Genomic DNA, 25,608 nt, shown 5'->3' on the forward strand with positions numbered 1-25,608 from the left:
CGTTTTATCAACGCGCACCGCGCATCTCAGACTATAATAACCAATTTAGGGAGCGCGACATGACATCACCGTTAAAGAACCTGGTTTCTAAGGGCGCCATTTCCATGCTTGTAAGCGCGATGGCGCTGGCTGCCTCCGCACAGGACGCGCCGCCTGCATGGGACCCGACCTATGAGCCGCCCCGCATGGAAGACGGCACGCCAAGCTTTGCCGGCATCTGGTCAAAAGCATCTCTCACTGTGCTTGAGCGCAGCCCGCAATTCAGTGATCTTGTCATTCCGCCGGCGATTGCCCAGCGCATTGAGCAGGGCCGTGCCGCAGCGACCGAAGCAGCTAACGCCCCACGCGACCCGAACGAGCTGGAAGCCCCGGAAGCGGGCCAGAATGTTGGCGGCTATAACGCCTTCTGGACCGACCCCGGCACCGCGCTGGGCGTGATTGATGGCGAGTATCGCTCGTCCTGGATTGTCGACCCGGCTGACGGACAAATTCCGTACACTGAAGCGGGCCGCGAAGAGGCTTTTTCTGCGCGTCAGGAAGCGCGTGAAAACTTTGACGATCCGGAAATCCGCATGGCGGGCGAGCGTTGCTCCGTCGGCTTTGGCTCTACTGGCACGCCGCCAATGCTGAACGTGCTCTACAATAACCACGTCCAGTTCTTTCAGGATGGGGATACAATCCGCATTCTGGCGGAAATGAACCATAACGCCCGCATTATCCGGATGAACACGGAGCACCGCGATCCGGAAATGCGCACATGGCTTGGCGATTCCATCGGCCACTGGGAAGGCGACACGCTTGTTGTGGAAACCACCAATTTCCATCCGCAGAACTCGGTTCGCTCCGCCATCCGCCACTATCTGTATCTGCAGCCGGATTCTCTTGTCGAGGAACGCTTCACCCGCGTGTCTGACGACGTCATCCATTATGAGTTCACAGTGACAGACCCGGATTTGTTCACCCAGCCATGGTCGGCTGAAATGCCACTATGGGCGGCTGAAGGCCCAATCTACGAATACGCCTGTCATGAAGGGAATTATTCTCTTCCAGGCATTCTTGCTGGCGCGCGTCGCCAGGAAGCTCTCGCCCGCGAAGCTGCGAGCGAGAACAGCGGCGGCGAATAATTCGCCGGACGCTATGAACAGAGCTGACCCGAATAATGAGGTTGGCCCGTTCGACACGAGTTAGGGAGGATATGTCGTGCAATCGGCATTAAAGAAACTAGCCGCAGCGACTGCGCTTACCGTGATGACGGTAACTGGCGCAGCCACCGCTTCAGCACAGGACGCGCCAGAGGCGTGGGACCCGAATTACGAACCGCCTCGCATGGCAGACGGCACACCAAGCTTTGCTGGTGTCTGGTCTAAAGCGTCACTCACCGTACTGGAGCGCACACCGCAATTTGCCGACCTGATGATTGCGCCAGCCGTCGCGCGGGCGATCGAGAACGGTCAGGCTATGGCGATGGAAGCCAGCCAGGGCCCGACCGATCCCGATGCACCTGCACCGGAAGCCGGTCAGGATGTTGGCGGGTACAATACATTCTGGATGGATATGGGCGACCGGATCGGCGTTGTTAACGGCGAATACCGCTCCTCATGGATCGTTGATCCTGCAGATGGCAAGGTCCCGTATTCAGAGGAAGGCCGCGCGGCAATGGCAGATGCCATGAGCCAACGCAGCTTTGATGACCCTGAAGTACGCTCAGCTGGTGAACGTTGCACAGTAGGCTTCGGCTCTACGGGCGGCGCGCCAATGTTGAACGTGCTCTATAACAACCATGTCCAGTTCTATCAGACCGAAGATGTCGTCTCCATTCTTGTCGAGATGAACCACAATGCACGTATGGTGCGGCTGAATGAAGAACACCGCGCGCCTGAAATGCATCAATGGCTTGGCGATTCCGTCGGACACTGGGAAGGTGATACGCTTGTCGTTGAAACGACCAACTTCCATCCTGGAAACCTTATCCGCGGGGCAATCCGCCACCGCCTCTATGTCGAGGAAGACACTGTTGTTGAAGAACGTTTCACGCGCGTAGCAGACGATGTGATCTTCTACGAATTCACCGTCACTGATCCGGATCTTTACACCCAGCCATGGCGTGCCGAGATGCCGCTCTGGGCGGCTGAAGGCCCGATCTACGAATATGCCTGCCATGAAGGAAATTACTCTCTGCCGGGCATTTTAGGTGGAGCCCGCCGTGAGGAAGCCCTCGCACGTGAAGCTGCCGAAAACGGTGAGACCACGAATTAAACCAAACAAGCTGCCGGTCGTCAGTATTATACCAGCTGAACGAGCGACCTGCCTCAAGAATAAAAACGTCATAGCCCGGGGAAAAACAGCAATGACATCACGCCTGACCAAATGCCTCACGGCGACCATAAGTTTCATCGCGATCGGCATGTCTGGTGCCGCCGCTCAGGACGGACCAGCTCCTTGGGACCCGAATTATGAACCGCCACGCATGGAAGACGGCACGCCGAGCTTTGCTGGCGTCTGGTCCAAAGCGTCCATTACATCAATCGAACGCAGCCCGATGTTCGACACGCTCGTCATCCCGCCGGAGATTGCCCAGAACGCTGAAGAAATGCGTGCGCGCATGTTCGACCAGCGCAATTCTGCTCGTAATCCTGACGAAATCCGCGAAGCACCGGAAGCTGGTGGCAGTGTTGGCGGGTATAACGCGTTCTGGCTCGATCCCGGCAGCACGCTTGGCGTTGTAAATGGCGAGTATCGTTCTTCATGGATCGTTGATCCGGCTGACGGCCGCATCCCGTATTCCGAGGAAGGCCGCGCAGAAATGGAAGAAGCCGTGGCTCTGGCCTGGCACAATTACGATAACCCGGAAAACCGTTCCGCAGCCGAGCGCTGCACAGTCGGTTATGGCTCCACCGGCGCACCGCCAATGCTGAACGTGCTCTATAACAATCACGTCCAGTTTTTCCAGACAGACGACCTGATCGTACTGCTCGTTGAAATGAACCACAACGCCCGCCAGATCCGCATGAATGCAGAACATCGCGGTCCTGACATGGCGCAATGGCTCGGTGATTCCGTCGGCCATTGGGAAGGCGACACACTCGTCGTTGAGACGACCAATTTCCATCCGGATATGAACCAGCGCTCCTCTCAGGCACAACGCTTCTACCTTCAGGAAGATACAGTTGTCGAAGAGCGCTTTACCCGCGTCGCTGATGACACAATTTTCTACGAGTACACGGTCACAGATCCGGACCTCTTCACACAGCCATGGAGCGCCGAGATGCCTCTATGGGCGACAGATGGCCCGATTTACGAGTATGCTTGCCATGAAGGCAATTACTCACTGCCGGGCATTCTCGCTGGCGCGCGCCGCGAAGAGCGTCTCGCGGCTGAGGCCGCTGCCGAAGCAAATGGTGGCCAATAACAAAAAGCAGTCCAACTGACTCATTCAGTTGATATTCATGCGGGTCGTGATATTAAACTAACATAAAGTGGCCCGCACACTTATAATCTGGAGGCAACGTACATGATTAAAATGGGGAAAAAGACACTCGCAGCATTCGGTACAGCGACAGCTGTAGCCCTGATTGCTGGCGCATCCTACGCCCACCACGCTTTCTCTGCCGAGTTCGACGCTGACGCGCCGGTTCTGCTCGAAGGCACAGTAACCCGCGTTGAGTGGGTGAACCCGCACACATGGATTCACATCGATGTGGAACAGGAAGATGGCACTTCTCAGCCTTGGATGGTTGAAGGTGGTACGCCAAACACTCTGCTGCGCGCTGGTCTGAACCGCCGCACGCTGTCACCTGGTACAGACCTCGTTGTTCGTGGCTACCAGTCTATCGACCGCCTTTGCGCGCCAGCTTGTAAAGCTAACGGCCGTGACGTGACCTTCCCGAACGGCGAGCAAATGTTCGTAGGTTCTTCAGGCACAGGCGCTCCGGAAGACGGTTCTGACCCGACAGAATAAGATCAACTCTGATCTAATCTGACACGAAGCCGCCTCTGGTTCACACCAGAGGCGGTTTTCTTTTGTCTGTTCTCAACAGCGATATAAAACAAAAAGCCCGTGCCAATAGGCCCGGGCTTTTACGCGTGATGGATGGCTAAGTCTTATCGCCTACCAGAAGGCAATCCAGCGGCCAGAGATCGCCACCGAGAGCCAGAGGAACATGCTCATCATGCTGACAAAGCGCATGCTCAAGGGCTGGGTCTGCACTGCGCCCATACCAATCCAGGAAATCACACCGGCGATATAAGACACCAGCATCATGCCCAGAATGGACGGATGGAAGAATGCAGCAATCCCCATCGCGTTGAGGTCGAGCTCATGGAAGTACTGATAGTCGATCCGCGCAAGCAGGAATGCTGCGGAAATCAAAGCACCAACAACAACCAGAAAGCCCGGCAATGAAATATACATTGGCAGAGCTCGGAGTTTCTCCACCTTCTCGTTCTTCAGGTACATTGGTGCGGTGATAAAGCCTACGATCAACAGCATCAGAATGAGATAGGCCTGACGGGCCGCATATCTCCAGTCGGTCAGCTCGATCCAGGCATACCAGAAGACCAGCATAGAGATCACAAGGCCGATAATCGCGACCGGCGTGAACTTGCCATTGTTTCGAATTACGCTGTCTCGCGTCGTGAAGGTAAAGACGAGCGCGGAGAACAAGCCTGCCATTTTCAGCCAGAATGGCGGACTGTTATAGATCCGCATCACCTGGCCCAACCCAAGCATAATGCCTGAGATAATCAGTGCGATTGCTGCCCCGACAAGGAACGGGTGCATTTTCCGGTTCAGCTCACCAGGTGAACGCGCCGTGACGCCCGGGCCAACAACCCGAAGGTCAGCCAGCAGAGTAGCGCCGCCCAACAGAGATAGTGCAACAAGGTGCACACACCCCGCCATCGGCGTAAAATACCACGCATCTTTCACAAATCGCGCCGCAGGCCCCTGATCGGTAGCGCGGAATAGCGGCTCGATATTGTCGGAGTAGAAGTCGGCATTGCCTGCGAGTTGGTAGATCAGATCAAACAACATCAGTGGCCTCCCAGTTGCGGACAATCAGAGAAGAAGTAGAGGAAGTCACCCTCGTTGAATGTCGCGCAATGAAACCAGTCACCATACGCGATAAGACGGCCGAGACAGACGACAATCACCCAGCTCGAAAGTGATAGCCCGGCGATCACGCGCGCGCTCATTGGCGGCTTTTCAGCATTATCCCACTTCGCCTGACCATGCTGAACCCGGAAGTGGAACACCATGATGTTGATCATCGCGAGCGCGATCACGATCAGTTTCAGCCGGAAGTACATATTGTTGTAATAGGTAAGTGGCTTGGCGTAGAACAAAACGACGCCCGTGATCATCAAAACCGCAAAGCCGACCATCGTCAGTGGCAGAATGCGCTTTTCAATCGCCGATACCGGCGTTTTGGTGAAAAGCACACCAAGCAGTCTCAGATCGACCATGATGATGGTTCCGACAAACAGCATCAGCGTCATGATATGTGTCGCTTCGATCGCGGACCAGACCAGGAACGACTCCCGTAAGGCGACACTTAGCTGCTGACCATCGAGCCACAGCATTAAATCTCTCATTCAGTACCCTCCCCGTTTATTTGATCCTCGTAGACCCCTCCATCACGAAACAGGGTGGCTTCGTCATAGAACCCGTAAGTCACGAGTGTAATCTCGACATCTTCCGCTCCGCGGTTTTCAAAAAAGATGCCGTGAATTCCGTCATATGGAGCGACATAGCTCCCGCGCGCGCCTGTACCTGCTGAGATGGCAAAGCTGTCAGAGACCTCTTCGCCGTCAATCATCGCATCAGTGTGGAAATCGTACTCGACTTCTGCCGTCGCCGACCAATCGAACAGAAGAGATTGCCCTTCCAGCAGGTGGTATTTGTATTCAAGGTTTTCATAAGGCGCGAGCGTCCAGACCTGACGGTCGGAGCGGATATCGGCCTCACCCGCCTCGTTATAATTTGTGGTTTCCATCTCTTCATTAGAAAGCACCATCAGGCCTGATGCCCGGCCAAAACCTGTCGGGTCGACGCCAAACTCTGCGGGCAGAACAGCGAGCACGAGCACGATCGCCGCAGCAATGATGGAAAAGAGAAGCGGAAGCAGCGTTCCGCGCGTAGTCTCATTCATCTCAGAAACCTCCTGACTGAATGAAAGCAAAGGAATGCTGACCGAACAGAATGAAACCAGCGGTCATGAGCAGCACGTTCGCGTACCAGGCCTGTTGTTCGAAACCGCATGCCTGACGCCAGATATTCAAAAGGCTGACAATGAATATGAGCACCAGAACCTGACCGAGTTCGACGCCAATATTGAAGCTGATCATATTGGCGATCAGCCCCTCTTCAGAGACCGATAGTGCCTGAAGCTTGGTCGCTAGGCCCGTACCGTGCGCGAGGCCGAATGCAGCCACCGCCCATTTCGGGTTTACCCGCAGAGCTCCCCAGTTTTTGAAGCCACCGATATTGTCGTACGCTTTATAGACAACAGACAGGCCGATGATTGCATCCACTAAATACTCGTTGGCATGAAAGCCACCCAGCACACCGCCGAGCAGCGTGAGGCTATGGCCAATCGTGAACAGGCTCACATAGACCAGAATATCCTTGAACTGGCGCAGGAAGAAAACGACGCCAAGCAGAAAGAGCACATGGTCTGTGCCCGTCACCATATGTTTGGCGCCGAGATACAGAAAAGGAATTGGCGCAAAGCCGGAAATCGACTCGATATAGCGTGCATTCTGCTGCGAGACGTCATGGGCAAAAGACGGCAACGCGAACAGCAAGCAAATCGCGAGGCCTGTCAGCGCAATGCGCCAGACAGCCTGTCGATCATAGCTATAAGGAGACGAAAGAGCGTTCATCGAATTCTCTGAATATCCAGAGCGTAGCGCTGATGGCAGGCAAGGCAGACCCGATAGACCTGACCGCCCGCATCAAACAGCTCGTCTTCGTCGCGCGCTTCAGCAGCGGCACGCACGCGTCCAGCGGCCACGACCAGCCCTTCAGAAATCGCGATCCACTCTTCGTCATCGCCTGCAAACTCTTCAGACTGCAGACGGCGCGTTTGCGCAATCAGATCATCCGTCGCCTGAATAACGACAGCCCACTCTTCATCGGTTTCCGGGAAGAGAGACTCTTCACCTTCTTCGGTGAGGATGTAGCCGGCATTGTCCCAGATGCCGTCTGCCGTTTCATCCATTTCTTCAGTCATGAATGTCGCGACAGCGGACATGCGCGCTTCGATCTCGGCTTCTTCGTTATTTCCGCAAGCCGACAGCATCAAAGCCCCGCCGAGTGCGAATACCGCAAGGTTAGATGTTTTCATTTTTATTCTTCCTTCCCAGTCAGCCGGAAAGCGAGGAGTGCATTCCCCGGCATCTGGCTGAAACCGCTATAGCCGGACTGAACATAAAGCATGTCACCCGCCAGGAACGGCCCGGCATTATCAATCGCGCCGCCATGGGCGGAGATGCCGTTCACCGTTTCAAATTCACGAACCGTGTCATATTCCCAGAGGCGCTCGCCCGTTTCAGCATTGAATATGAACAGGTTTCCGTCGAGCGCACCAATAACAACGAGCTCATCCGTAGATGCAGGCGTCGCCGAATATCCGTAGGAGAAAGAACAGTCCGGCCAAGGCTCAGTCTGCTCGTTGCGTTCCGCATACGTAATATCGCATCCGCGCTCAGCGCTCACTGACCAGAGCATGTCTCCTGTATCAAGGTCGAGCACATACAGCCCCGGTTGCGGATTATATTCGGCCGGATCCATCGGAAATTCAGGGTCGGCCGTAGGCGCATAGACGCGGCCATTGGAAACGGTGACACCCCAATGCACACCGCCGAGCGCTGAGCCTGCAGAAATCTTCCGCGTCCAGACAAGCTCGCCAGTCTCGGCATCGACGACATGCACGTCGCCAGATTTTTGACCTGCGACCACAACCTCGCGGCCATCAGAGAGCTGCGTGAACGTGACGCCGCCGCCAAAGTCATAGTCCGGCCCTTCAGGTGTCGGGCAGTTTGGACCATCAGGACGGAACGCTGAGCAGGACATGTTCCAAGTGTCGTGATCCCAGGCCTGATACACCCAGAGCATCTCACCCGTCTCAAGGTCGAGCGCGATGAGCGCATCACTTGTTTCTGTTGCCGGCAGCGAGGTGTTCTCGCCTGTACCAATATAGACGCGGCCATTTTCCAGATCGACGGCAGGCGTTGCCCAGACCGGCGCACCGGAAGGGCCCCATTGCTGTGTCCCAACAGACGACACACCAATCGGCTCAGCGTCCGGTGTCATATGCGTCGTCCAGAGGATCTCGCCGGTTTCCATATCCAGTGCATGCACGCCGCCATGGCCTTTGCAGCACTCAAAACGCGGATCCATGGCGCGCGGCGCATCATTGTTCGACATAGGCACAATGAGGCGGTTACCTGCTGGCACCACACCGCCCGTGCCCATAGATGTGTTGAAAAGCGCAGCTTCAGTCGACCAGAGCGCTTCACCGGTTTCGCCGCGATAGGCATGGACGGTTCCAATGGCATCCATCACGAAAATAGCGGGCGCGCCGCCAACTTCGCCAAGCGACACAGCAGAACGCATCGGGCGCTCTGTCTGGTTATGCCATTTGATGCAGCCGGACTGGCGGTCAATCGCAAAGAGGTGACCAGACGTTGCAGCCGTGAAGATCGTGTCTTCCGTAACGACAGGATAGGATCGCATGTCGGACGTACCCGGCATGCCGAACGCCCAGGCGAGTTCAAGCCCATCAACATTCTCAGACGTCAGAGACGTCGATTGAGAGCCAAAATACCGCTGATTATCTGTTGTCACGCCCCATGAGCCAACATGAACGGTATCAAAATCAATATCGGTGCTTTCGCACTGTGCAGCCTCGGAGACGACATCGCCAGTTTCGCCTGCGGGCGAAAGATAATCAATCAGGTCAGCAATTTGCGTGCGGTTCAGACCTGTCGCCATATCGCGCATTTTGCCCTGCGTAACCGCATAGCGCAGGAACGGGCCGCTCATATTCTGAAGATCAGCGAGGCTCGGCATGCGCAAGTCTCCGCCTGCATCATGGCAGTCCGCACATCGTTCCTGATACACAAGCGCGCCCGGATGCGGCGTCTCTACGCGCGCCTCCATAGCCACAGTTTCAGCAACAGAGGTATCCACAGTATCGGAAGAAGCGGTCTCGGTCTGGGCGCATCCAGCCAATACCAACAGCGAAATGCCGCCTAGCAATATTCCCGCAATTGGGGCCGTTCCGCGCTTTGCTGGCATTTGCACCAGGCTTCCTCCCGTTATGGCTGAGGCTCTTTCGGCCTCTGTCTCTTATAAACATTGCTATATCAGAGAAAAAAATAGTCAACTATCCTAAACTGTCGCAGGTGACATTAGGCGCTGAAAATCCGGGTCGCTGAGGGGAACGGAAGCGCAGTAAAGCCAAGTTTTACTTTGCACTTTGAACAGTCATGCTACACGAAACCGCATTAGACGAATACAGAGACGTGTATTCATCGGGGAAACACGAAACAAGCAAGTAAGGAGACGCCCATGCAGATGGACTTTGACAATTTATTCTCGGTAGCCGGCAAAACCGTGGTCATCACTGGTGGTTCACGCGGTATTGGCGAGATGATGGCTGCAGGCTTTCTGAAAGCTGGCGCGAAAGTCATTATTTCATCCCGTAAAGCCGCTGCATGCGAAGAAGCTGTCGAACGCCTGAAAGCGTATGGCGACGATATCGGCGCGATCCCGTCTGACATGTCCACTATGGACGGCGTCAATCACCTGGCATCTGAACTGGGAAAAGTCACAGACAAGGTCGATGTGCTCATCAACAATGCCGGTGCGGCATGGGGCGCACCAATTGATGAATTCCCTGAAATGGGCTGGGACAAAGTCATGGACGTGAACGTCAAAGGCGTTTTCTTCATGACCCAGAAACTGCTTCCAATGCTCCGCGCAGCAGGCACAGCTGAAGATCCGGCACGCGTCATCAATATCGGCTCTATCGATGGTCTGCGCACACCAAAAATGCTGACGCCTTCTTACAGCGCGTCCAAAGCGGCCGTTCACCACCTGACACGCGTTCTGTCTGCGCACCTGATCGGCGACAACATCACTGTGAACGCAATCGCACCGGGCCCATTCCCGACATACATGCTTTCAACGGGTGTCGGCTTTGGCGGCAAAACCGAAGGCGACGATGTGGATTGGGGCGCTATCGGCGCGCAAAATCCAGCTGGCCGCGTCGGCGCGCCATCGGATGCGGCAGGCGTTGCGATCTTCCTGTCATCGAAAGCCGGCTCTTATGTCGTCGGCCAGACGATTGCGCTGGACGGCGGCATTGTCGCGACCTGCTAAAGGCCGATAGCCTTATCAAACGAAAAGAGCGCCCCTCACGAGGCGCTCTTTTTTATTGGGAGGAGTGGCAGCCTAGCTCGCCAGAAGACGCTTCACAAAGCTGTCTGCCTGCTCTTTCAAACGGCGAGCCTCCAGAATAGCTCCGTCTGCCTGCTCACCGATGCGGCGTGAAGACTGACCGGTTTGTTGAGCAATACTAGCAACTTCACCAATGCTGGCCGACACTGAACCCGCTGATTGTGCAGCGCGATCAACATTACTTGCAATTTCCTGCGTCGAAGCGCCTTGCTGCTCCATGGCTGCGGCAATTGCGCCGGATACATCATTCAGCTTCACAATCAGCTCGTTCAGATTGTCAGACGACTCTGAAACGCTGCCAACCGAAGTCCGGACGCGGGAAATCTGGTTAGCAACAGATTCCGTTGCGGACGCAGTCTGTGACGCGAGCGCTTTCACCTCGCTTGCAACCACCGCAAAGCCTTTACCGGCTTCACCTGCACGCGCCGCTTCAATCGTTGCGTTGAGCGCAAGAAGATTGGTCTGCTCGGCAATGTCAGAGATCAGGCTCACAATCGACTCGATCTCGCGGACGACGCCTTCAAGGCCTTCAACTTCTTTCACCACATTGCTGCCAGCGGTTTCACCGGTTGCTGCAATGCTGGCGACCTGATTTACCTGCTGGGAAATCTCGCGAATGGTTGAAGACATTTCTTCGGTCGCACCGGCTACCGCCGTAATATTGCCTGCAGAATCTTCCGTTGCGTGTGAAACTTCACCTGCGCGGCTGCCTGTGTCTTCTGCTGCCAGAACGACTGTATCGGAGAGGGATTTCAGTTCAGCAATGACGTCTGTCAGAGAGTTGATACCACCTGACACTTCCTGCTCGAACTGGGTCGCAATGCGCTGCAGAGTTTCCTGCTTTTCCTTCTCCGCCTGCTTGCGTGCAGCGACCTGCTCTTCTTCGAGCTGGCGCGTGCGGATCAGGTTGTCACGGAAGACCTGTAATGCTCGGGCAAGGTCTGCGACTTCATCTTTGCCTTCACCGGCATCGACACGAACATCCGTATTGCCTTTGGCGAGCTCCTGCGTTGCATCACGAATTTTCGCAAGCGGACGAGAGACCACACCATTGAACAGGAAGCCGAGCGCAACAGATGCGAGGATAGAGACGACTGATGCGATGACAGAAACGATCAGAATGTTACCAAGGCCCGTCATACTCTGCTGCGATAGCTCCGCAGACTTCGCCGAGATATCCGCCAGAACGGCCGCGATTTGCTCAACCACGGCAGCCTGGCGGCGACGACCTTCGCCTTCGCTTTCAAGTGCGCGGGCATAATCGATCGTTTCCAGACGACGCATCAGCGTAAACTGCTGTTCCATCCAGTCCTGAGCATACAACTCCCAGCTGGATTTGACCGAACGAATTGCCGCGGCAGCAGCCGGATCAATTTCAGAAAACATCTCTGCAACATGATCAAATTCAGCAGCGAGCTGAGGGGTCTCTGCCAGAAACTCCTCGCGGTATGTCTCATCAGACGACAGAAGATAGGCGTTCGCCGTGAGCGAATGCTGGCTAAGCCCACTTTCAAGGCTGGAAAGGCTGCGCACAGCGCTGTTGAGTTCTTCGTTCACGACGGAATCGCGGCGGACACTGTCGGCGAAGACAAAGATGGAAAGGCCAGTCGCCGCACAGATCAGCGCGATGATCGCGAATGCAGCTGCGGCTTTCAGGGTAACAGACAGAGACTTCAACATATCAAGACCCCTGATACGCACGACGTCGTGCGAGCTCACTTAAATTGACTTCAACAGTCCCCACACCAATAGGTGTGCCGTCCCGGTCGATGGTCAGATTGACCTGCGTCAGCCAGACGCCAACCTCGTCATTGAATTCAGGCTCGTCGATGAAAATCGCACCCGCACCTTCAGGGAAGGTACGCTGATACTTGGCCTCATCACCCTGCCAGAAGTCACTTGTGACACTGCTCTGAGCGACGTTCAGACCAAAGCGGTCCATCACGAAGATCTCACTGAGCAGTCCTTTGGAGGAGGCCTGCGCCCTCAAAAGATATGTCGATGCCGGAGCACCCAGCGCAGCCGTGATGACGGGCTGCGCACCGTCGGTCTGTGTTTCAGCCCGCCAGCTCTGATCCAGTGCATCAATCTCGGTCTGGGAGATATTCGCACGAACCTCATTTTGATGATCAATAGCGTGGTGGACGACCGGCGAGTTCAGCATGACCTCAAGGTCAGCGATAAACGCATCGTCGATCAGATCTGTAGACGGGACATCCGTCACTGATTGCGCGCTGGCGCCGCTTATGGAGCACAGAAGAAGTGCCCCAATCGCAGCCGAATGAAATACTGATCTGGTCAGCATGGGGTTATTCCTTAATAGAGCTCAATCTGAGCACGGAAGAGCACAGAATCTGCATCGCCAGTCCCGTAAGCCGGGCTGTTGTCGTATTCAGTGTGAGCAACGTTCACCATCAGGCGGACATACTGATCGAGATACCAGGTGCCGCCGAGCATATAGGTGTCTTGAGAGCCACCATTCAGCGCAGCATCAGAGAGGTCTGCCATGTCGTAGCGTGCAGACAGCTGGAATGCGCCGCGACCGCCATCATGGATAGACTGGTCGATAGATGTTCGGCTGAACAGGCTGTTGCGATAAACACGGTGACCGCCCCAGACATAAGACGCATCAACATAGAATGCTTCTGCCTGTGGATCACTCGCACAAAGTGTTGGCGGGCAGTCAATCTCGGTTACGCCGTACTCACCCTGCAGCGTAAAGCCGTCATTGATGTAGGCCGCCTCAACGCCAAGGAAGAGATCGCTCTCGGCTGTTCCGCCGACCCGAACCGTACGAGGCGCCGAACTACCCAGCGGGCGCTGCGAGTAAGAGAACAGGCTCTGATCGTTTGAATCGCGATAGCGAAGCGAACCGCCCAGATGCAGAATGCTTTCATCAGCGAATGTATTCGTCCAGGCCAGACGCGCAGATGCTCCGAACAGATCAATATCTTCCACGACATTTGCATCCGGACCATAAACAGCACCTGAGAGGTGAATGTCGCCGAACGCCTTATAGAGACCGATACCCAGCGAACGGCCGATACCGTTCATGCGTGAAACGGACGATTGCTCCATGAAGGTCGTCGCATAAAGAGACGATTGCTGCTCCAGGCCGTTCATAATCTTGAAGTTACCGACCCGCACGGTCAGCTCGTCTCCAAATTCCACGAACAGGTCACGGATGAACACGTCACCGTTTTTAATGTCGAAATTGCTTTTGAATTTATAGCCGTTAGCAGACCCGCCGACATCTACACGAAAAAGGCGCAGATTTGTGCCGTCCACGACGTTGTTGCCGCCTACGGAAATATTCTCGTAATCGAGGAAGGCATGCGCGCCCAGCTTAATATTCAGATCATCTGCGGAAGCAGAGAAAGTTAGCGCCAGACAAGACGAACATAAGAGAAAAAATTTATTCATTAGGATACTCAGAAAGTTATGTTTGTTTTTTCTGATCGTACCCGAATAGAATTGAGACCTTGTTGCTTAAAGGATGAACAATTAGCGCGCTCCGGTTAACCAGTCCGGCGCTGCACCCAGCCCCTCACATACGCCAATTGCCATCATTTATCGAAGTATATTGTCCCAACACAGGGCTGCACTTTTGCGTTGAATTCTGCAAACAAAAACAGGTGAAAGTCACAAGTTGCTTACCTTAACGTGTGCAAAAACCCATGGACAAACCGGCTCAAAACAGTCAAGTATAGTGAACTATCTTGATGGATGCCCACAAAATTGGGCGGCATCACCCGGGAGGAAAATTAATGAAGCTCACCATGCGCGTGGCAACCGCCACGATCGCTCTCTTAGCAGGCTCCGCATTTTCGCCTGCATTCGCGCAGAACGCAAACCAGCCTGATGACGATCTGCCAGGCCGTATCATCTACGAAGAAAACTGCGCAGCGTGCCACGACAATCCAGCCGATACGCGAGCAGCGAGCTTTGAAACTCTGACAGGCATGACTGGCGAACAGATTTACGCGGCCATCAGCGAAGGCGGCATGATGGAAGCCATGGCCGGTCATCTGGAGATGAGCGAAAAAATCGCGCTCATTGAGTATCTTGTATCCGGCCAGACACCGACAAGCGGTGAAGGCAGCTGGGCAGAGCCCCTCATGTGTGCTGCGGACAATCGCACGGTTGATCTGACAGGCGACGCGTCATTCACCACATTTGGCGTGGATACGCGCTCTACCCGCCACGCATCGGCTGAAGATACTGGCCTGACTACTGAAGACATGCGCGATCTGCAGGTTGCCTGGGCAATCGGCTTTCCTGATTCACAGAATGTGAGCGCTGCACCGGCGACCGTCGGCAACACGACCTTCATCAATGGTGATGGCGTTCTGGCAGCGTTCGACACGCGGGATGAATGCGTGAAGTGGACGTATGCTGGAGGCATGTCTCGCTCCCCGATCACCTATGGCAAGATCGATGGCGTCGACACAATACTCTACGTGACGGGCACAGCTGATGTGCATGCCGTAAATGCGCTGACTGGCGAAATGCTCTGGGAAGCCTCCGCACAGCCGCGTCGCGGTGACGGCGGACGTGTCCGCTCCGGCGTTGTCCTGCATGACGATACAATCATCGTGAACATCTCCGCGTCCGGTGTTGGCGGCGGTGGCAATTATTGCTGTACGGGCCACGGCTCCGTGACCGCTCTTAGTGCCGCAGACGGCAGTTGGAAGTGGGAATGGCACACTATGGAAGAGGCCACAGATAACGGTCTCATCAACAGCCTTGGTCAGATGCAACGCGGCCCGTCTGGCGCACCAATCTGGACACAGGCAACCATCGACGAGACGCGCAATCAGGTCATCGTCACCTCCGGCGAGAACACATCCTTCCCAGCGACACGCACCTCTGATGCGATCATCGCCCTTGACCTCGACACAGGCGAGCCGAACTGGGTCTTCCAGGCGATGGAAAACGACATCTGGAACGTGCACTGCCGCGGCGACGATTCAACTGCGGGCCCGAACTGCTCATGGCATTGGGATGACGAAAATATCGGTCGCGACTTTGACTTTGGCGGTGCAGCAGCGCTGACCACCGTCGAAATCGATGGCGAGCCACGCGACGTTTTTGTCGCCGGTCAGAAATCCGGCCATGTCTGGGTACTGGATGCGGCAGCCGGTTATGTCATCTGGGATCGCCAGATCGGCAATGGCACACCGCTTGGGGGCAACCACTGGGGCATCGCGATTGATGGCGAACGTGTCTTCCTGACCATCAATGACCCTGTTTCTTACGGCACAGAGAACCCTGTGCCGGGTGTCTACACATTCGACATCGCAACGGGCGAACCTGTCTGGGAATATCTGGCAGAACCTGATTGTGAAAATGGCCGCGGCGACATGGTTACGCTCTGCGATCAGAAATTCGGCTTCTCCGCGACCCCTCTCGTTGTGGATGGCGCACTGATCGCGGGCACGCTGGACGGCAAAGTCTTTGCCTTTGATGCCGCGACCGGTGATATCCTGTCTGTAACAGATACGGCGGTCGAATTTGATACGATCAATGGCGTCGAAGGCGCGCGCGGCGGCTCTATCGACAGCCATGCTGTGAACGTCGGCAATGGCATGCTGCTGATCGGGTCGGGCTACGCCTCCTTCCGCCAGACTGCGGGCAACGTGCTTGTGGCACTGGAACCGGCTGAGTAATCCAGCCAGAAGACATCAAACAAAGCGGAGCAGCGATAAGTTGCTCCGTTTTTTTATGCTCTGAATTTCATGGAAACGGCAGTCTGCGGACAAGAAGGCCGCGAACGCTCAGAGTGATTTCGGGCGAAATCAGTCTCTGTGTCCCCGCGCTCACAACCTTCCCGGGTCCCCTTGCTCTTTCGAGCTGCGTCCGTCCCCCTTCCGAGTTTTGAACGCATATCCGGTCTAGCTGACGCTTTCACAACGAAAACTGACGCGTTCATTCATATTCGGTTCAAGAATGCGGGAAACACGCTTCGCGCACGCCGAAAGATCAATCAACCCTCTGAAAATTTGAGATTTTTATCGTCTTTCCTGAACGTTCAGATTTTCGGAATTTTCGTTCATCTTCAGGCCGTCATTCATATTCGACCCGTTCATGAATGCCTGTACAGCGCAGTTTAGTTGATCTGTGCCCGATACTGGACGCTGAAGCTCGGATCAGGATCGCCCGCAGCCATCTGGCCTTTCGGGTTGAAGCAGACATAGCGGACATTGGCGTCATAGCCTGCACTCGGCGTGTAGGTGCAGTCTGCAAACGTCGCCGGACGCGTTCCGGAGTTGGAATAGGCGACATCAGAAGACACGGTGAAGCTGAGCCCCGTAGAACTTTCCGTCCAGCCCACAACCGCGACGCCAAAAGAAGACGTCGTGCCGTTATAGAAGGTGATGTCTGACGGCACCTCATCAATGAACTCGATACTGTCTGTGTCAGACGCGCCACCGCCGATATTGGTCGCAGAGATCGTCACGACGATGTCATTGCCCGGAACCGCATAAAGGCCGGCTGATGTCGGGTCATAGATCGCGACGGAGCGACTGGCCGTCAGCAACGCATTGCCGCTGATAAGAATGGCATAGTCTTCAACTTCGCCATTCACGGCATCCGTTGTTGAATCCAGGCCAGATGTGCTGGACCATCTAAACCGTGCGAATGTCTGGCTTGTTGTAGCCGTCGGCGGAACACTGAATGCTATCTGGATGTTCCCATCGGCAACGCCGTCACCATCACCGGCGCCGCCATCCTGAGCGTCAGTTGCCAGAACTTCCGAAACACCATCGACCGTATCGAGGAAATCACCGTCGCCATTCCAATCGATCCAGGCCTGTAAATAGCCACCGGAACCGTTGACGGTCACGTCCAGCGTGCCCGCTGCATTCTGCGAGAAGCTTGGCAGTGTTGTGGCATCGTCTGTATCTGCTGAAGCATCTGCGCTGTCATAAGCGGCGAGCTCGCCCGTTACGCCGCTTCCCAGATAAAACCCGGAATAAATATCGTGACGCGCTGTGCCATAGCTGGTGCCGGTTTGCGGGATATCCGAATAATCGTACGGCGCGATCATCGTATTGTTGAGCGCGAGTTCCGAAGTCGCGCCATAGCTGCTGGTACCGGTTTTGGATGTTGCTGTTACAGTGATGATATCATCCGGCGAAACAGCAATATCGGTTGTGAACGTGCCTGAATAATCGATTGAACCACCGGCGTGAGCCCCGGTTTCCAAAGCGCCGACATAGGTTTCAGCGTCGCCATAGCCCGTTCCGTTGACCACGGATGTCTTGAAGAACTCGATGCGATAGCCCTCGGTATTGGCAGGTGCATCGAGCGTAAACTCATAGCGAAGGCTCGTCGTACCATCACCATAAAGGCCGTTCAGAACCGGAAAGTTCAGAAGGTCATTCACGCCCGTGTCCGCGTCACCGGCATCATTGGCGGTCACGCCATCCGTACCGAGATCAATACCAATACCGGTATTGGAGTAAATCGCGTTCTGGAGCATTGGAATGTCAGAGCCCTGCAAAAGCTCAATACCATCACCTCCATTGGAATAGATAGTATTGCCCGCGATTGAATTGCCCGTGCCTGTTGTAGAAACTTCGATCCCGTCCTGCCCGCTATAGGCGATGATGTTTCCTTCGCCTGCGCCGGTGCCACCAATGGAGAAATTGCTCCACGCCATGGTGCCACCGCCGAGGTAAACAGCTGCTTCTGTGGAACTGCCAACTGCAATATTCGTCGCGCCATCGGCGCCGACCCCCACATGATTGCCCTGAATGGTAACACCGCTGGCCGTAGCGCCCCAAAATTCGATCAGTGCCGCGCTATAACCACCAATGACGTTGTCGGTGATCGCAATCGCGGTGCCGTTTGCGCCACCATCCATCGAGAAGGCATCCTGCACGTTGGCACCGACATTATAACCGTTAGAGAGCGCGGTGTTTCCGGTGCTGTCCGTACCAATATAATTTCCGGCGATCGTCAGATTTGAAAACGTACCCTGAACCTGAATGCCGCGACCACCATTCCCGCCGATCACATTGCGGCCAGCCTCAACACCTGTGCCAATCGTAATGGAAGACGAATTCGCCATGGCAATACCCGCTGACGCATTGCCAATAGCTGCTGTGCCAGCGGCGTTCACACCGATATAATTTCCGAAAATGTCGATGTCGCTCGCGGCACTCAGCCACATAGCGCTGGAGCCATTCCCACTAATGACATTACGCGCAGACGAGGTGATGCCACCAATCGTGACGCCCGTAACGGAACCACCGTTAAACGAGATGCCGTCATTACCGTTGGCGAGTGCGCTGGCCCCTGTCCGGTCGACGCCGATATAGTTTCCGACGATCTGAAAATCACCCAAGGAGCCGGTAATCGTCTCGCCTGCATCAAAGAGAATACCCTGAGCGGAGTTTCCTGAAATCAGATTGTTCGTGATGTCCGCAAAAGTCACCGAACCGGTATAATTGTTCAGACCGGCCGTGTTCGCCCGCGCGCTTGATCCCGACGGATCCGTACCGATGAAATTGCCACGTACTATCACGCCGGACGCGCCATTGTCTGTGAGAACACCAAAATAGTTGGACGAGATGACATTTCCCTGCCCTGCGACGAGGCCGCCTATCTGAGGCGCGCTGCCCTGAACAAACACGCCCGCACCGGTATTTCCAGCAGCCGTTCCATCAGGGTTCAGGCCCAGATAATTGCATTGCACAGCAAGGTCAGAGGCGGAGCTGGTGCCCAGAATCCCAACCTGAAAATCGGTGATCGCCAGACCTTTGACGGTCGTGCTCGCCGCGCTGGTGGTTATGCCATACGCCGAGCCAGGGCCATCGATCTCGATCATGATGGTGTGCGCCGTGCCGCCCCATAAGTCGCCACAACCCGCACCTGACTGCGTGGTGCCGTCAATTGTCACGCCCGCATCCGTAATCGTTGGAAGGCCGCTGGCCGCTGTGATTACGAACGGCCCCGCGCCAGAAATATTGAATGTGATGTCATCGTCAGCAGTATTCGCGTTTGCGTAGTTGATCGCATAACGCAGTGTGCCGACAGTATTTGTATCCGCCGTGCTGGTGACGATCATGGGATCAGCCGGATCATCGAAAGTCATGTCAGAAATACCGACATATTGGGTCGTGTCAGGATCGCCTTCATCGTCACCGAAGAAGTATCGGATGCGCACCGCGGCAACTGTTGTCGTTCCGAAATCGATGCTGAGGTTACCGGTGGTTTCAGTGTCCGTCAGGCGGGAGTTGTTATCAGACTCCCAACCCTCACCAAAGCTTTCATTATCTCTGTGAATTTCTGCGCCCGCGCTCCACAGGCTGGTCTGGTAGGCCAGGTTCACCCAGTTATTGTCGCCGGTGTGGTAATACACCTCAACGAAGTCATCGAGATCGTCCAGAGAGTGGTCATCAATATCCAGCAGGGTGAAAGCGAGATTCTCGATAGGAATATCGAAGTTGAACTCAACGGTCAGCTTGTCGTCCGGGTCATCGAGACTGTTATACATGGACATCAGCAGCAGACCGGAATGATTGCCGGTGGTGCCTGCCTGGTAGGTCACAAAGTCCGCAAAGACACCACCATCGAATGTGCCGCCATCTGTGACCGTCGACCAGGTTGTCGTCATGGTCACGTCGCCCGATGTGTGTGTGGTGCCGGACGTGTAGGCTGCGCCGGTTGTTAGCCCCTGATTTTCCCAAATGATGTCGCCAGCCTCGGCGCGCATGATGGTGGATGCAAGGCACACCCACGCGAATGCGACCAGTATCGCATACTGCGTAGCGCAGGCCTTCAGCTTCCCCATCACATTCATCATTCTACAGACCGCCAATGTCTCGCGCGCGCCGCTGAACCCTCCCGGCGCGGGCGATGGTCTATGTTCCACGATATTTTTAAGAGAAGCGTTAAAGAACATGGCCTTACCAGCCCACACGTTCCGCGAGGCCTGCGATGTCACCTTCGTCAAACTGCATACGGAATGTGACGTATGGACCGGAGCGTGAATATTCAGCCGCTTCAAAATCCGGGTCCTCATAACCCTGAACGTTATAGCCGGCGCTGATCCAGATATTCTCGTTCGGCGAGTAACCTATATTCGGGCCGAAGGAGTAATCCACCGTGCCGGAATTCTCAGACCAGATTGCAGAGGCAGACACGCCCACATCGATCTGGTCAGTAATGTTCATCCGGTACTGACCGCCGACCAGCTGGGTGAAGCCGGAATAGGATGTGCCGTTCACTTCGGTCTCCACATATTTTGAACCGAGATAGATGGAGCCCTGCGTGTTGTCGCTCAGCTGCAGGTTCGCCGCGAGATTGTTCACGATGCGCCAGGACTGCTGGTCCTCGCCAACGGCCTCAGATTGCAGGTCCAACCGGTCATACACGGTAATACCGCTGTCATTCGGGCGGTAGGACATGCCCACTCGCACATCGAACTGCTCAGTGTCTTCTGCCCCAAAACGGTTGAAGCGTTCGGCGCGCGCGGCGCCCGCAAAGGAGAGATACTCGCTCACTTGCTGAGCCGCACTGAGCACACCTGTATAGCGAGCGCCTTCGGCTGTATCGCGCACCTCAAGGCGGGCAGAGGCAGCTGTCTCTGGTGTTCTGAAGGCCGCGCCGACATAGGCCGACTGGAATTCACGCGTGTCGGTCAGGATAGAGCTCTGAGCAAATTCGAGCGGCGTATCGACATCATCAGCCAATGGATCGATTGGCGCATCGCCGCTGTCAAAGTTTGCACGGCGCGCAATACCCAAAGACACAGACCAGACTTCGGAAATACGCAGTGTCTGATCCACACCGAATACAGCGCCCATACGATCTGTCGCTTCCTGCAGTGCCATATCCGCTTGTGCGCGGATGGAGCCGCCGGTCCAAGGTGTCAGCTCCAGTCCAAGGATTGAGTTCTGCCCCGAGCCGTTTTCAGCCTGGACGAATTCATGCCGCGCAAACACGGTTGCAATGTCGCCAATGGTTTTATCGATCCCGAACACTGTGCGCTCAGGGAAGCTGGAAACAATATTGTCCTCACTCATCGGCTGCTCGTGTCGCGCAGACAGTGTCAGGCCGATGCTATCGAAGGCGCGCTGAATACCGGCAGCCACCAGAACAGACTGACGGTAATCGCCAGATTGTAATTCCTCGCGCGCGTAGCGTACGCCAATCTCTGCGCCAAAGTCCTGAGATGTTTCTGCCAGAGAGACAGATGCCGTATCGCGGCTCTCACCTGTTTCCAGATTTTCTTCCCGCGAGGCATCCGCCACAATGGAGCGTGTGGAGCGAAGCCCTGTTTCGCTGCTATCTGTCTGTCCAAGCTGGTATGACCCGGTCACACCATAGCGGCGAATGTCTTCTGTGTTGGAATTTGTCTGGCCAACCCCAAAGCCTGTGCCCTCTTCGCGGTAATAGGCGGTGAAGGCCAGATCATCAGACTGGTGCAGCAATTCCATGAAGACGGCATCGCCGCGGGTCTGACCGCCAGCGTTTTCTGTCTGGCTGGCAGCATATTCCATGCGCAGCTCTGTGCCCTCAAAAAGCTCGGCTCGCAGGTCCACACCGATGAGATCGGATGACTGACCAGCTGACTGCGCGCTGCCACCCTCATGGATGGCCGTCGCACCAACTTCTACTGCGCCGTCTGCAAAACGGGCCACGAAACGGCCACCCGCCGTGATATGACGCTCGGCTTCGCTGGTCGTCTCATACGTGACAACGATCACATTCGGATTGAACTGAGCGTCCGCAGCGTCCACCGGCGCGCGGAAGATGAGCTGACCGGTACGATAATCAAGATCATAGTCGACGAAGCGCGTCAGCACGCGCTGGTTCAGAATACGGTCCGGACGGAAGCGCTCTCGCGTTTCAATCACAATGGTTTCCGACTGGCCGAGGATTGGTGCCACGGACAGTTGGTAAGGACCTGACGTGCCATCAGCTGCCAGTTCATCGGTGACAAAGCCCTGATTGGTTTCAGCTGCGAAGAAGGAATACGCGAAGCTTTCCTCATCCTGCATGATGCGCAGGCCCGATAGCGTCCGCGAATAACGTGCCAGCTGGGTCTCACCCATATCAGTGTTGTAATCACCGAAGAGTGCCTGGAAGCGTCCGTTCTCCAGCTTCAGGAAAAGCGGATAGCGGCTAGGCGCGTCATTCTGCTGAACTGTTGAATCACCGAACAGGCTATACGCAGCAGATGGATCAACCTCGCGATTAAACCCTGTATGGTAGTCTCCGAGCTGGCGATCTGTATCGATGGAAAGCGTTGCCAGCCAGTCATCAAGCACACGCCCTTTGGCATAAATGGCAATACGGCCGTCCGCGAACGGATCAAGCGCCGCACGTGTCAGCCCGTCAGCGCTTTCCTGTTCGTCGCCGCCAATACCTGTGCTGGTCGGCGCGCCTTCACCGGCGGTGGCTTCAATCAGGCCCACGACGATCCACGGGCGTGGCTCAGGTTCGATATAGGCACGCACGAGTTCGGTCCGGCCATTGTCCAGCTCGATGCGGATATTGGCGAATCCGGTCTCGAGCGTAGGCTCCAGCCGGACTGTACCAATGCCATCCGCCCCGACGGCGATATTGCCTTCGTCGGCAAGCGATTGAGAAATGCCAATATCGCCGGCAATGTCGCCGGAGTTGTGAAGGCGATACGGCGCTTCTACATCCACGCCGATAATGCGGCCCGAGTGAACATCACGGCCACCATCATCGGTGAAATGCACAGCAATGCTTGGTGGTGTTCGTCCATCCGCAACGAGCACAGACCGGTCTTCAACAAGTTCGGCGCGGGTTGCTTCCCGCGTAAACCAGATCTCCTCGCGAAGGCGCTCAGTGACAAGGCCCGCTGCATTCAGAATACGCGCTTCAATCACGTTCTGACCGTCTTCGATATCGACGCTACGCCACCGGCTGATCGCGGTCGTGCGATCCGTAGACAGCTCCATGCCCGCGAAGTTACCTGCCGCAAGACGCGCACCGTTCAGATACAGCTCCACAACCTCGCCCGGCATGTGCTGGATGCCAATATTGATCGACGGCGTAGACGGTGTGCGCTCTGGTGCCGGATAAACCCAGCGACGCTCAGGCAGTTGTTCGTTCAGCCATGAGAGCCCGTAGGTCAGATGCTCGGTCGCGTCATTGAAGATAACTTCTGTCTGTTCGCTTTCTTCCACCTCATAACGACCAAGATTGAAGTTCACGCGCCAGATGACGCCGCCATCAACATCGACAAGCTCTGAGGTATTACCGGTATGACCCATGCCGGTTCTACTACCGCAGTCTAACCGCTCTACGCCTGGCGGCAGTACGCCGTCATCCAGTCGTACGACGTGAGAGCCCGGTCGAACCTGTTCAAAGTGGAACCGGCCTTCTTCATCAGTGATGACGTACTCGCCCGTCTCCAGATAAATCCGCACGCCCGCAATACCGGACGTATCGCTCTCATCCCAGACCGGGTCGGTGAGATCGCAGCTTCCCTCGGTTACACGACCGATAATCGTCGCGGTCGAGCGCAGCAGATCTTCAATGACAGAAATGCTGGCTTCAGCCGCATTGGACACTTCGGCACCCCGCCCATCGACGGCGACAACGCGGTTTGTTGCGCGGCCAAGTCGCGCGCCTGCGACAACTTCCATCACATAATCGATTGTCATGGACTCGCCCGGTTCCAGACGCGTTGGCGTAAACTCGAAACGGCGACCGGAAATCCGGAACTCACCTTCATCAACCGGCAGACCATTCACCCGAATGGACTCCCGGATCAGCCGGAAACCAAATGGCGCGGTATCCTGAAGAATGATCGCGCCCGCGCTGTCATCAAAGTTCGAAACCATGATTGAATACGGAACGAAGTCGCCAATTGCAGCTTCGCTTACACCTGCTGATTTTTCGATAGACACGCGCGAGGTCGGATCGAGCGGAATGTCAAAAATCAACGGACCCGAACCATCAAGATGGAACGGGCGATTGAATGAAGCCTCGGAAATGTCGAACGGGCCGTTGGGCAGCCCGTCAAAATTCCTGACAATGGATGGATAGATATATCCAGGCGGGGGATCGAACTCCATTCGATAATCCCCGGGCGGCATTAGAGGGAATAAAAACTCCCCGTCTTCGAGATCGTAAACTCTGCCCGATGCATCGGTAATAGTTCCGCCCGTCACCAGTTCTGCCGGATATTCAGAAATGCCATCAAAACCGAATACCGGGGCGAGCTGCCCGGTTGCGCCATCAACAACGCGGACGGTAATACCGTTCAGCATCTGACCCGTCGTGGAATCGAAGATCCGTCCGTTCGGGTCAACAAGTGCTGTCGTTGTTGCGACCTCAGTATCATCGAACTGATCTTCATAGATGGCTGTCAGCGTTTCATGCTCGTGAACCGACAGCTGGTCATCGCTCGGATCGACATCTTTTTCGGCCGTAACGATATAGCCGAGGAACCGGCCCGTATTCGGACCAGACTCAACGATATCCACGACAATCTGATCGCCCGCAGAGGTTTCCACCTTCATGGAAAGTCGCTCACGAATATTCGGATTGCCGTTCTGGCCTTCGTCTTCTACGCAGATAATTGTGATGTCGCCCGCGAAATAATGGGTCGTTGGAATAACAGGGACATCTGCGCTCAGGCGCTGCTCAACCATTCCGTATCCGCTGACATCAACCATTTCACCGGAATTCGGGAATGGATAGTCGGCCTCCATCGGCATGAAAGGACCGTAAAGCGACTGGCTCGGGCTTACGTAAGTTTCCGCAATATTCATCATCACGCGGTCGGGTGCGGATGGCGCATAACGGAAGAAATGGACCTGAGACGGTGTTTTACGGGCTTCAACGCGGAAAACGGCTGGTGCGGTCGCGACGGTGACGGTGTCACCTTCGTCTGTGTCGTAAGACAAATAGGCGATATTTTCGATGACGCGGCCAATGTCGGTAGATTGCGCAAAAGCGCCACTTGTCGTTACGACAAGCAGCGTGAGCAAAGCACAAGCCCCCACAAAAAACCGACCCAAACGCTCCATTCGGAGAACGCCTTTTACACTGGCGGCTGCCTGTTTTAGTGGCTGAGCTCTTAGCTACTGAAACATGAACCGCATTATTATCTTACGTTCTGTTTTTATAGCATTTTCACGTCAAAATGA

At 55.5% G+C, this 25,608-nt stretch carries 17 protein-coding genes; 6 read left to right on the top strand and 11 right to left on the bottom strand.

The window, feature by feature from the left end:
• Positions 1-59: 59 nt before the first annotated feature.
• The 4 genes from P1U45_RS03625 to P1U45_RS03640 all read left to right on the top strand — a co-directional run bounded on the left by P1U45_RS03625 (position 60) and on the right by P1U45_RS03640 (position 3,958).
• Positions 60-1,124 carry a hypothetical protein gene (locus tag P1U45_RS03625; protein ID WP_301057537.1) on the top strand — a complete coding sequence of 355 codons (1,065 nt, stop codon included), beginning with the start codon at positions 60-62 and terminating at the stop codon, positions 1,122-1,124.
• 76 nt (positions 1,125-1,200) lie between these two features.
• Complete coding sequence (locus P1U45_RS03630; RefSeq protein WP_301057538.1) at positions 1,201-2,256, top strand: hypothetical protein; 1,056 nt, start codon at positions 1,201-1,203, stop codon at positions 2,254-2,256.
• Positions 2,257-2,347: 91 nt separating this feature from the next.
• Positions 2,348-3,409, top strand: a complete 1,062-nt coding sequence (locus P1U45_RS03635; RefSeq protein WP_301057539.1) for a hypothetical protein — start codon at positions 2,348-2,350, stop codon at positions 3,407-3,409.
• Positions 3,410-3,511: 102 nt separating this feature from the next.
• On the top strand, positions 3,512-3,958 hold the full coding sequence (locus tag P1U45_RS03640; RefSeq protein WP_301057540.1) for a DUF6152 family protein: 447 nt from the start codon (positions 3,512-3,514) through the stop codon (positions 3,956-3,958).
• Between the two features lie 150 nt (positions 3,959-4,108).
• On the opposite strand, the gene P1U45_RS03645 is transcribed toward P1U45_RS03640, so the two are convergent.
• Genes P1U45_RS03645 through P1U45_RS03670 form a run of 6 tightly spaced genes read right to left on the bottom strand, consistent with a single transcriptional unit; the run spans position 4,109 to position 9,301 of the window.
• A complete protein-coding gene (locus tag P1U45_RS03645) occupies positions 4,109-5,032 on the bottom strand; it encodes a DUF6644 family protein (protein WP_301057541.1) in 924 nt (307 codons plus the stop codon).
• Positions 5,032-5,592, bottom strand: a complete 561-nt coding sequence (locus P1U45_RS03650; RefSeq protein ID WP_293609284.1) for a DUF6644 family protein — start codon at positions 5,590-5,592, stop codon at positions 5,032-5,034. The genes P1U45_RS03645 and P1U45_RS03650 overlap by 1 nt, the downstream gene beginning before the upstream one ends.
• Positions 5,589-6,149: a hypothetical protein gene (locus tag P1U45_RS03655; RefSeq protein ID WP_301057542.1), complete on the bottom strand. Its 561-nt coding sequence runs from the start codon at positions 6,147-6,149 to the stop codon at positions 5,589-5,591. The genes P1U45_RS03650 and P1U45_RS03655 overlap by 4 nt, the downstream gene beginning before the upstream one ends.
• Position 6,150: 1 nt before the next feature.
• On the bottom strand, positions 6,151-6,882 hold the full coding sequence (locus P1U45_RS03660) for a HupE/UreJ family protein (protein WP_301057543.1): 732 nt from the start codon (positions 6,880-6,882) through the stop codon (positions 6,151-6,153).
• Complete coding sequence (locus tag P1U45_RS03665) at positions 6,879-7,346, bottom strand: hypothetical protein (protein WP_301057544.1); 468 nt, start codon at positions 7,344-7,346, stop codon at positions 6,879-6,881. Before P1U45_RS03665 ends, P1U45_RS03660 begins: the two co-directional genes overlap by 4 nt.
• Before the next feature lie 2 nt (positions 7,347-7,348).
• On the bottom strand, positions 7,349-9,301 hold the full coding sequence (locus P1U45_RS03670; protein ID WP_301059281.1) for a PQQ-binding-like beta-propeller repeat protein: 1,953 nt from the start codon (positions 9,299-9,301) through the stop codon (positions 7,349-7,351).
• A 279-nt stretch (positions 9,302-9,580) separates the two neighbouring features.
• Here P1U45_RS03670 and P1U45_RS03675 point away from each other — a divergent pair, with 279 nt between their 5' ends.
• The gene (locus tag P1U45_RS03675; RefSeq protein WP_366144977.1) at positions 9,581-10,387 is read left to right on the top strand and encodes an SDR family NAD(P)-dependent oxidoreductase; all 807 of its coding nucleotides are present in this window, start codon (positions 9,581-9,583) and stop codon (positions 10,385-10,387) included.
• Positions 10,388-10,459: 72 nt separating this feature from the next.
• Here P1U45_RS03675 and P1U45_RS03680 read toward each other — a convergent pair whose 3' ends face one another.
• The 3 genes from P1U45_RS03680 to P1U45_RS03690 are packed head-to-tail and all read right to left on the bottom strand — an operon-like array spanning position 10,460 to position 13,888.
• Positions 10,460-12,145, bottom strand: coding sequence for a HAMP domain-containing methyl-accepting chemotaxis protein (locus tag P1U45_RS03680; RefSeq protein ID WP_301057546.1), 1,686 nt, complete (start codon positions 12,143-12,145; stop codon positions 10,460-10,462).
• Position 12,146: 1 nt separating this feature from the next.
• Entirely contained in the window at positions 12,147-12,770 is a 624-nt protein-coding gene (locus tag P1U45_RS03685) for a hypothetical protein (protein ID WP_301057547.1), read from the bottom strand.
• Between the two features lie 11 nt (positions 12,771-12,781).
• Entirely contained in the window at positions 12,782-13,888 is a 1,107-nt protein-coding gene (locus P1U45_RS03690) for a porin (RefSeq protein ID WP_301057548.1), read from the bottom strand.
• A 344-nt stretch (positions 13,889-14,232) separates the two neighbouring features.
• On the opposite strand from P1U45_RS03690, the gene P1U45_RS03695 reads away from it, so the two are divergent.
• Positions 14,233-16,134, top strand: coding sequence for a PQQ-binding-like beta-propeller repeat protein (locus P1U45_RS03695; RefSeq protein ID WP_301057549.1), 1,902 nt, complete (start codon positions 14,233-14,235; stop codon positions 16,132-16,134).
• Between the two features lie 440 nt (positions 16,135-16,574).
• Here P1U45_RS03695 and P1U45_RS03700 read toward each other — a convergent pair whose 3' ends face one another.
• A complete protein-coding gene (locus tag P1U45_RS03700; protein WP_301057550.1) occupies positions 16,575-20,279 on the bottom strand; it encodes a right-handed parallel beta-helix repeat-containing protein in 3,705 nt (1,234 codons plus the stop codon).
• A gap of 103 nt (positions 20,280-20,382) precedes the next feature.
• The gene (locus tag P1U45_RS03705; protein ID WP_301057551.1) at positions 20,383-25,449 is read right to left on the bottom strand and encodes a hypothetical protein; all 5,067 of its coding nucleotides are present in this window, start codon (positions 25,447-25,449) and stop codon (positions 20,383-20,385) included.
• Positions 25,450-25,608 lie beyond the last annotated feature (159 nt).

The sequence above is a fragment of the Ponticaulis sp. genome (assembly GCF_029210165.1).
Classification (GTDB): domain Bacteria; phylum Pseudomonadota; class Alphaproteobacteria; order Caulobacterales; family Hyphomonadaceae; genus Ponticaulis.

Coding starts and splice junctions, on each gene's coding strand:
- P1U45_RS03625 (WP_301057537.1), top strand. CDS start 60: ATGACATCACCGTTAAAGAACCTGGTTTCTAAGGGCGCCATTTCCATG.
- P1U45_RS03635 (WP_301057539.1), top strand. CDS start 2,348: ATGACATCACGCCTGACCAAATGCCTCACGGCGACCATAAGTTTCATC.
- P1U45_RS03640 (WP_301057540.1), top strand. CDS start 3,512: ATGATTAAAATGGGGAAAAAGACACTCGCAGCATTCGGTACAGCGACA.
- P1U45_RS03645 (WP_301057541.1), bottom strand. CDS start 5,032: ATGTTGTTTGATCTGATCTACCAACTCGCAGGCAATGCCGACTTCTAC.
- P1U45_RS03650 (WP_293609284.1), bottom strand. CDS start 5,592: ATGAGAGATTTAATGCTGTGGCTCGATGGTCAGCAGCTAAGTGTCGCC.
- P1U45_RS03655 (WP_301057542.1), bottom strand. CDS start 6,149: ATGAATGAGACTACGCGCGGAACGCTGCTTCCGCTTCTCTTTTCCATC.
- P1U45_RS03660 (WP_301057543.1), bottom strand. CDS start 6,882: ATGAACGCTCTTTCGTCTCCTTATAGCTATGATCGACAGGCTGTCTGG.
- P1U45_RS03665 (WP_301057544.1), bottom strand. CDS start 7,346: ATGAAAACATCTAACCTTGCGGTATTCGCACTCGGCGGGGCTTTGATG.
- P1U45_RS03670 (WP_301059281.1), bottom strand. CDS start 9,301: ATGCCAGCAAAGCGCGGAACGGCCCCAATTGCGGGAATATTGCTAGGC.
- P1U45_RS03675 (WP_366144977.1), top strand. CDS start 9,581: ATGGACTTTGACAATTTATTCTCGGTAGCCGGCAAAACCGTGGTCATC.
- P1U45_RS03680 (WP_301057546.1), bottom strand. CDS start 12,145: ATGTTGAAGTCTCTGTCTGTTACCCTGAAAGCCGCAGCTGCATTCGCG.
- P1U45_RS03685 (WP_301057547.1), bottom strand. CDS start 12,770: ATGCTGACCAGATCAGTATTTCATTCGGCTGCGATTGGGGCACTTCTT.
- P1U45_RS03690 (WP_301057548.1), bottom strand. CDS start 13,888: ATGAATAAATTTTTTCTCTTATGTTCGTCTTGTCTGGCGCTAACTTTC.
- P1U45_RS03695 (WP_301057549.1), top strand. CDS start 14,233: ATGAAGCTCACCATGCGCGTGGCAACCGCCACGATCGCTCTCTTAGCA.
- P1U45_RS03700 (WP_301057550.1), bottom strand. CDS start 20,279: ATGATGAATGTGATGGGGAAGCTGAAGGCCTGCGCTACGCAGTATGCG.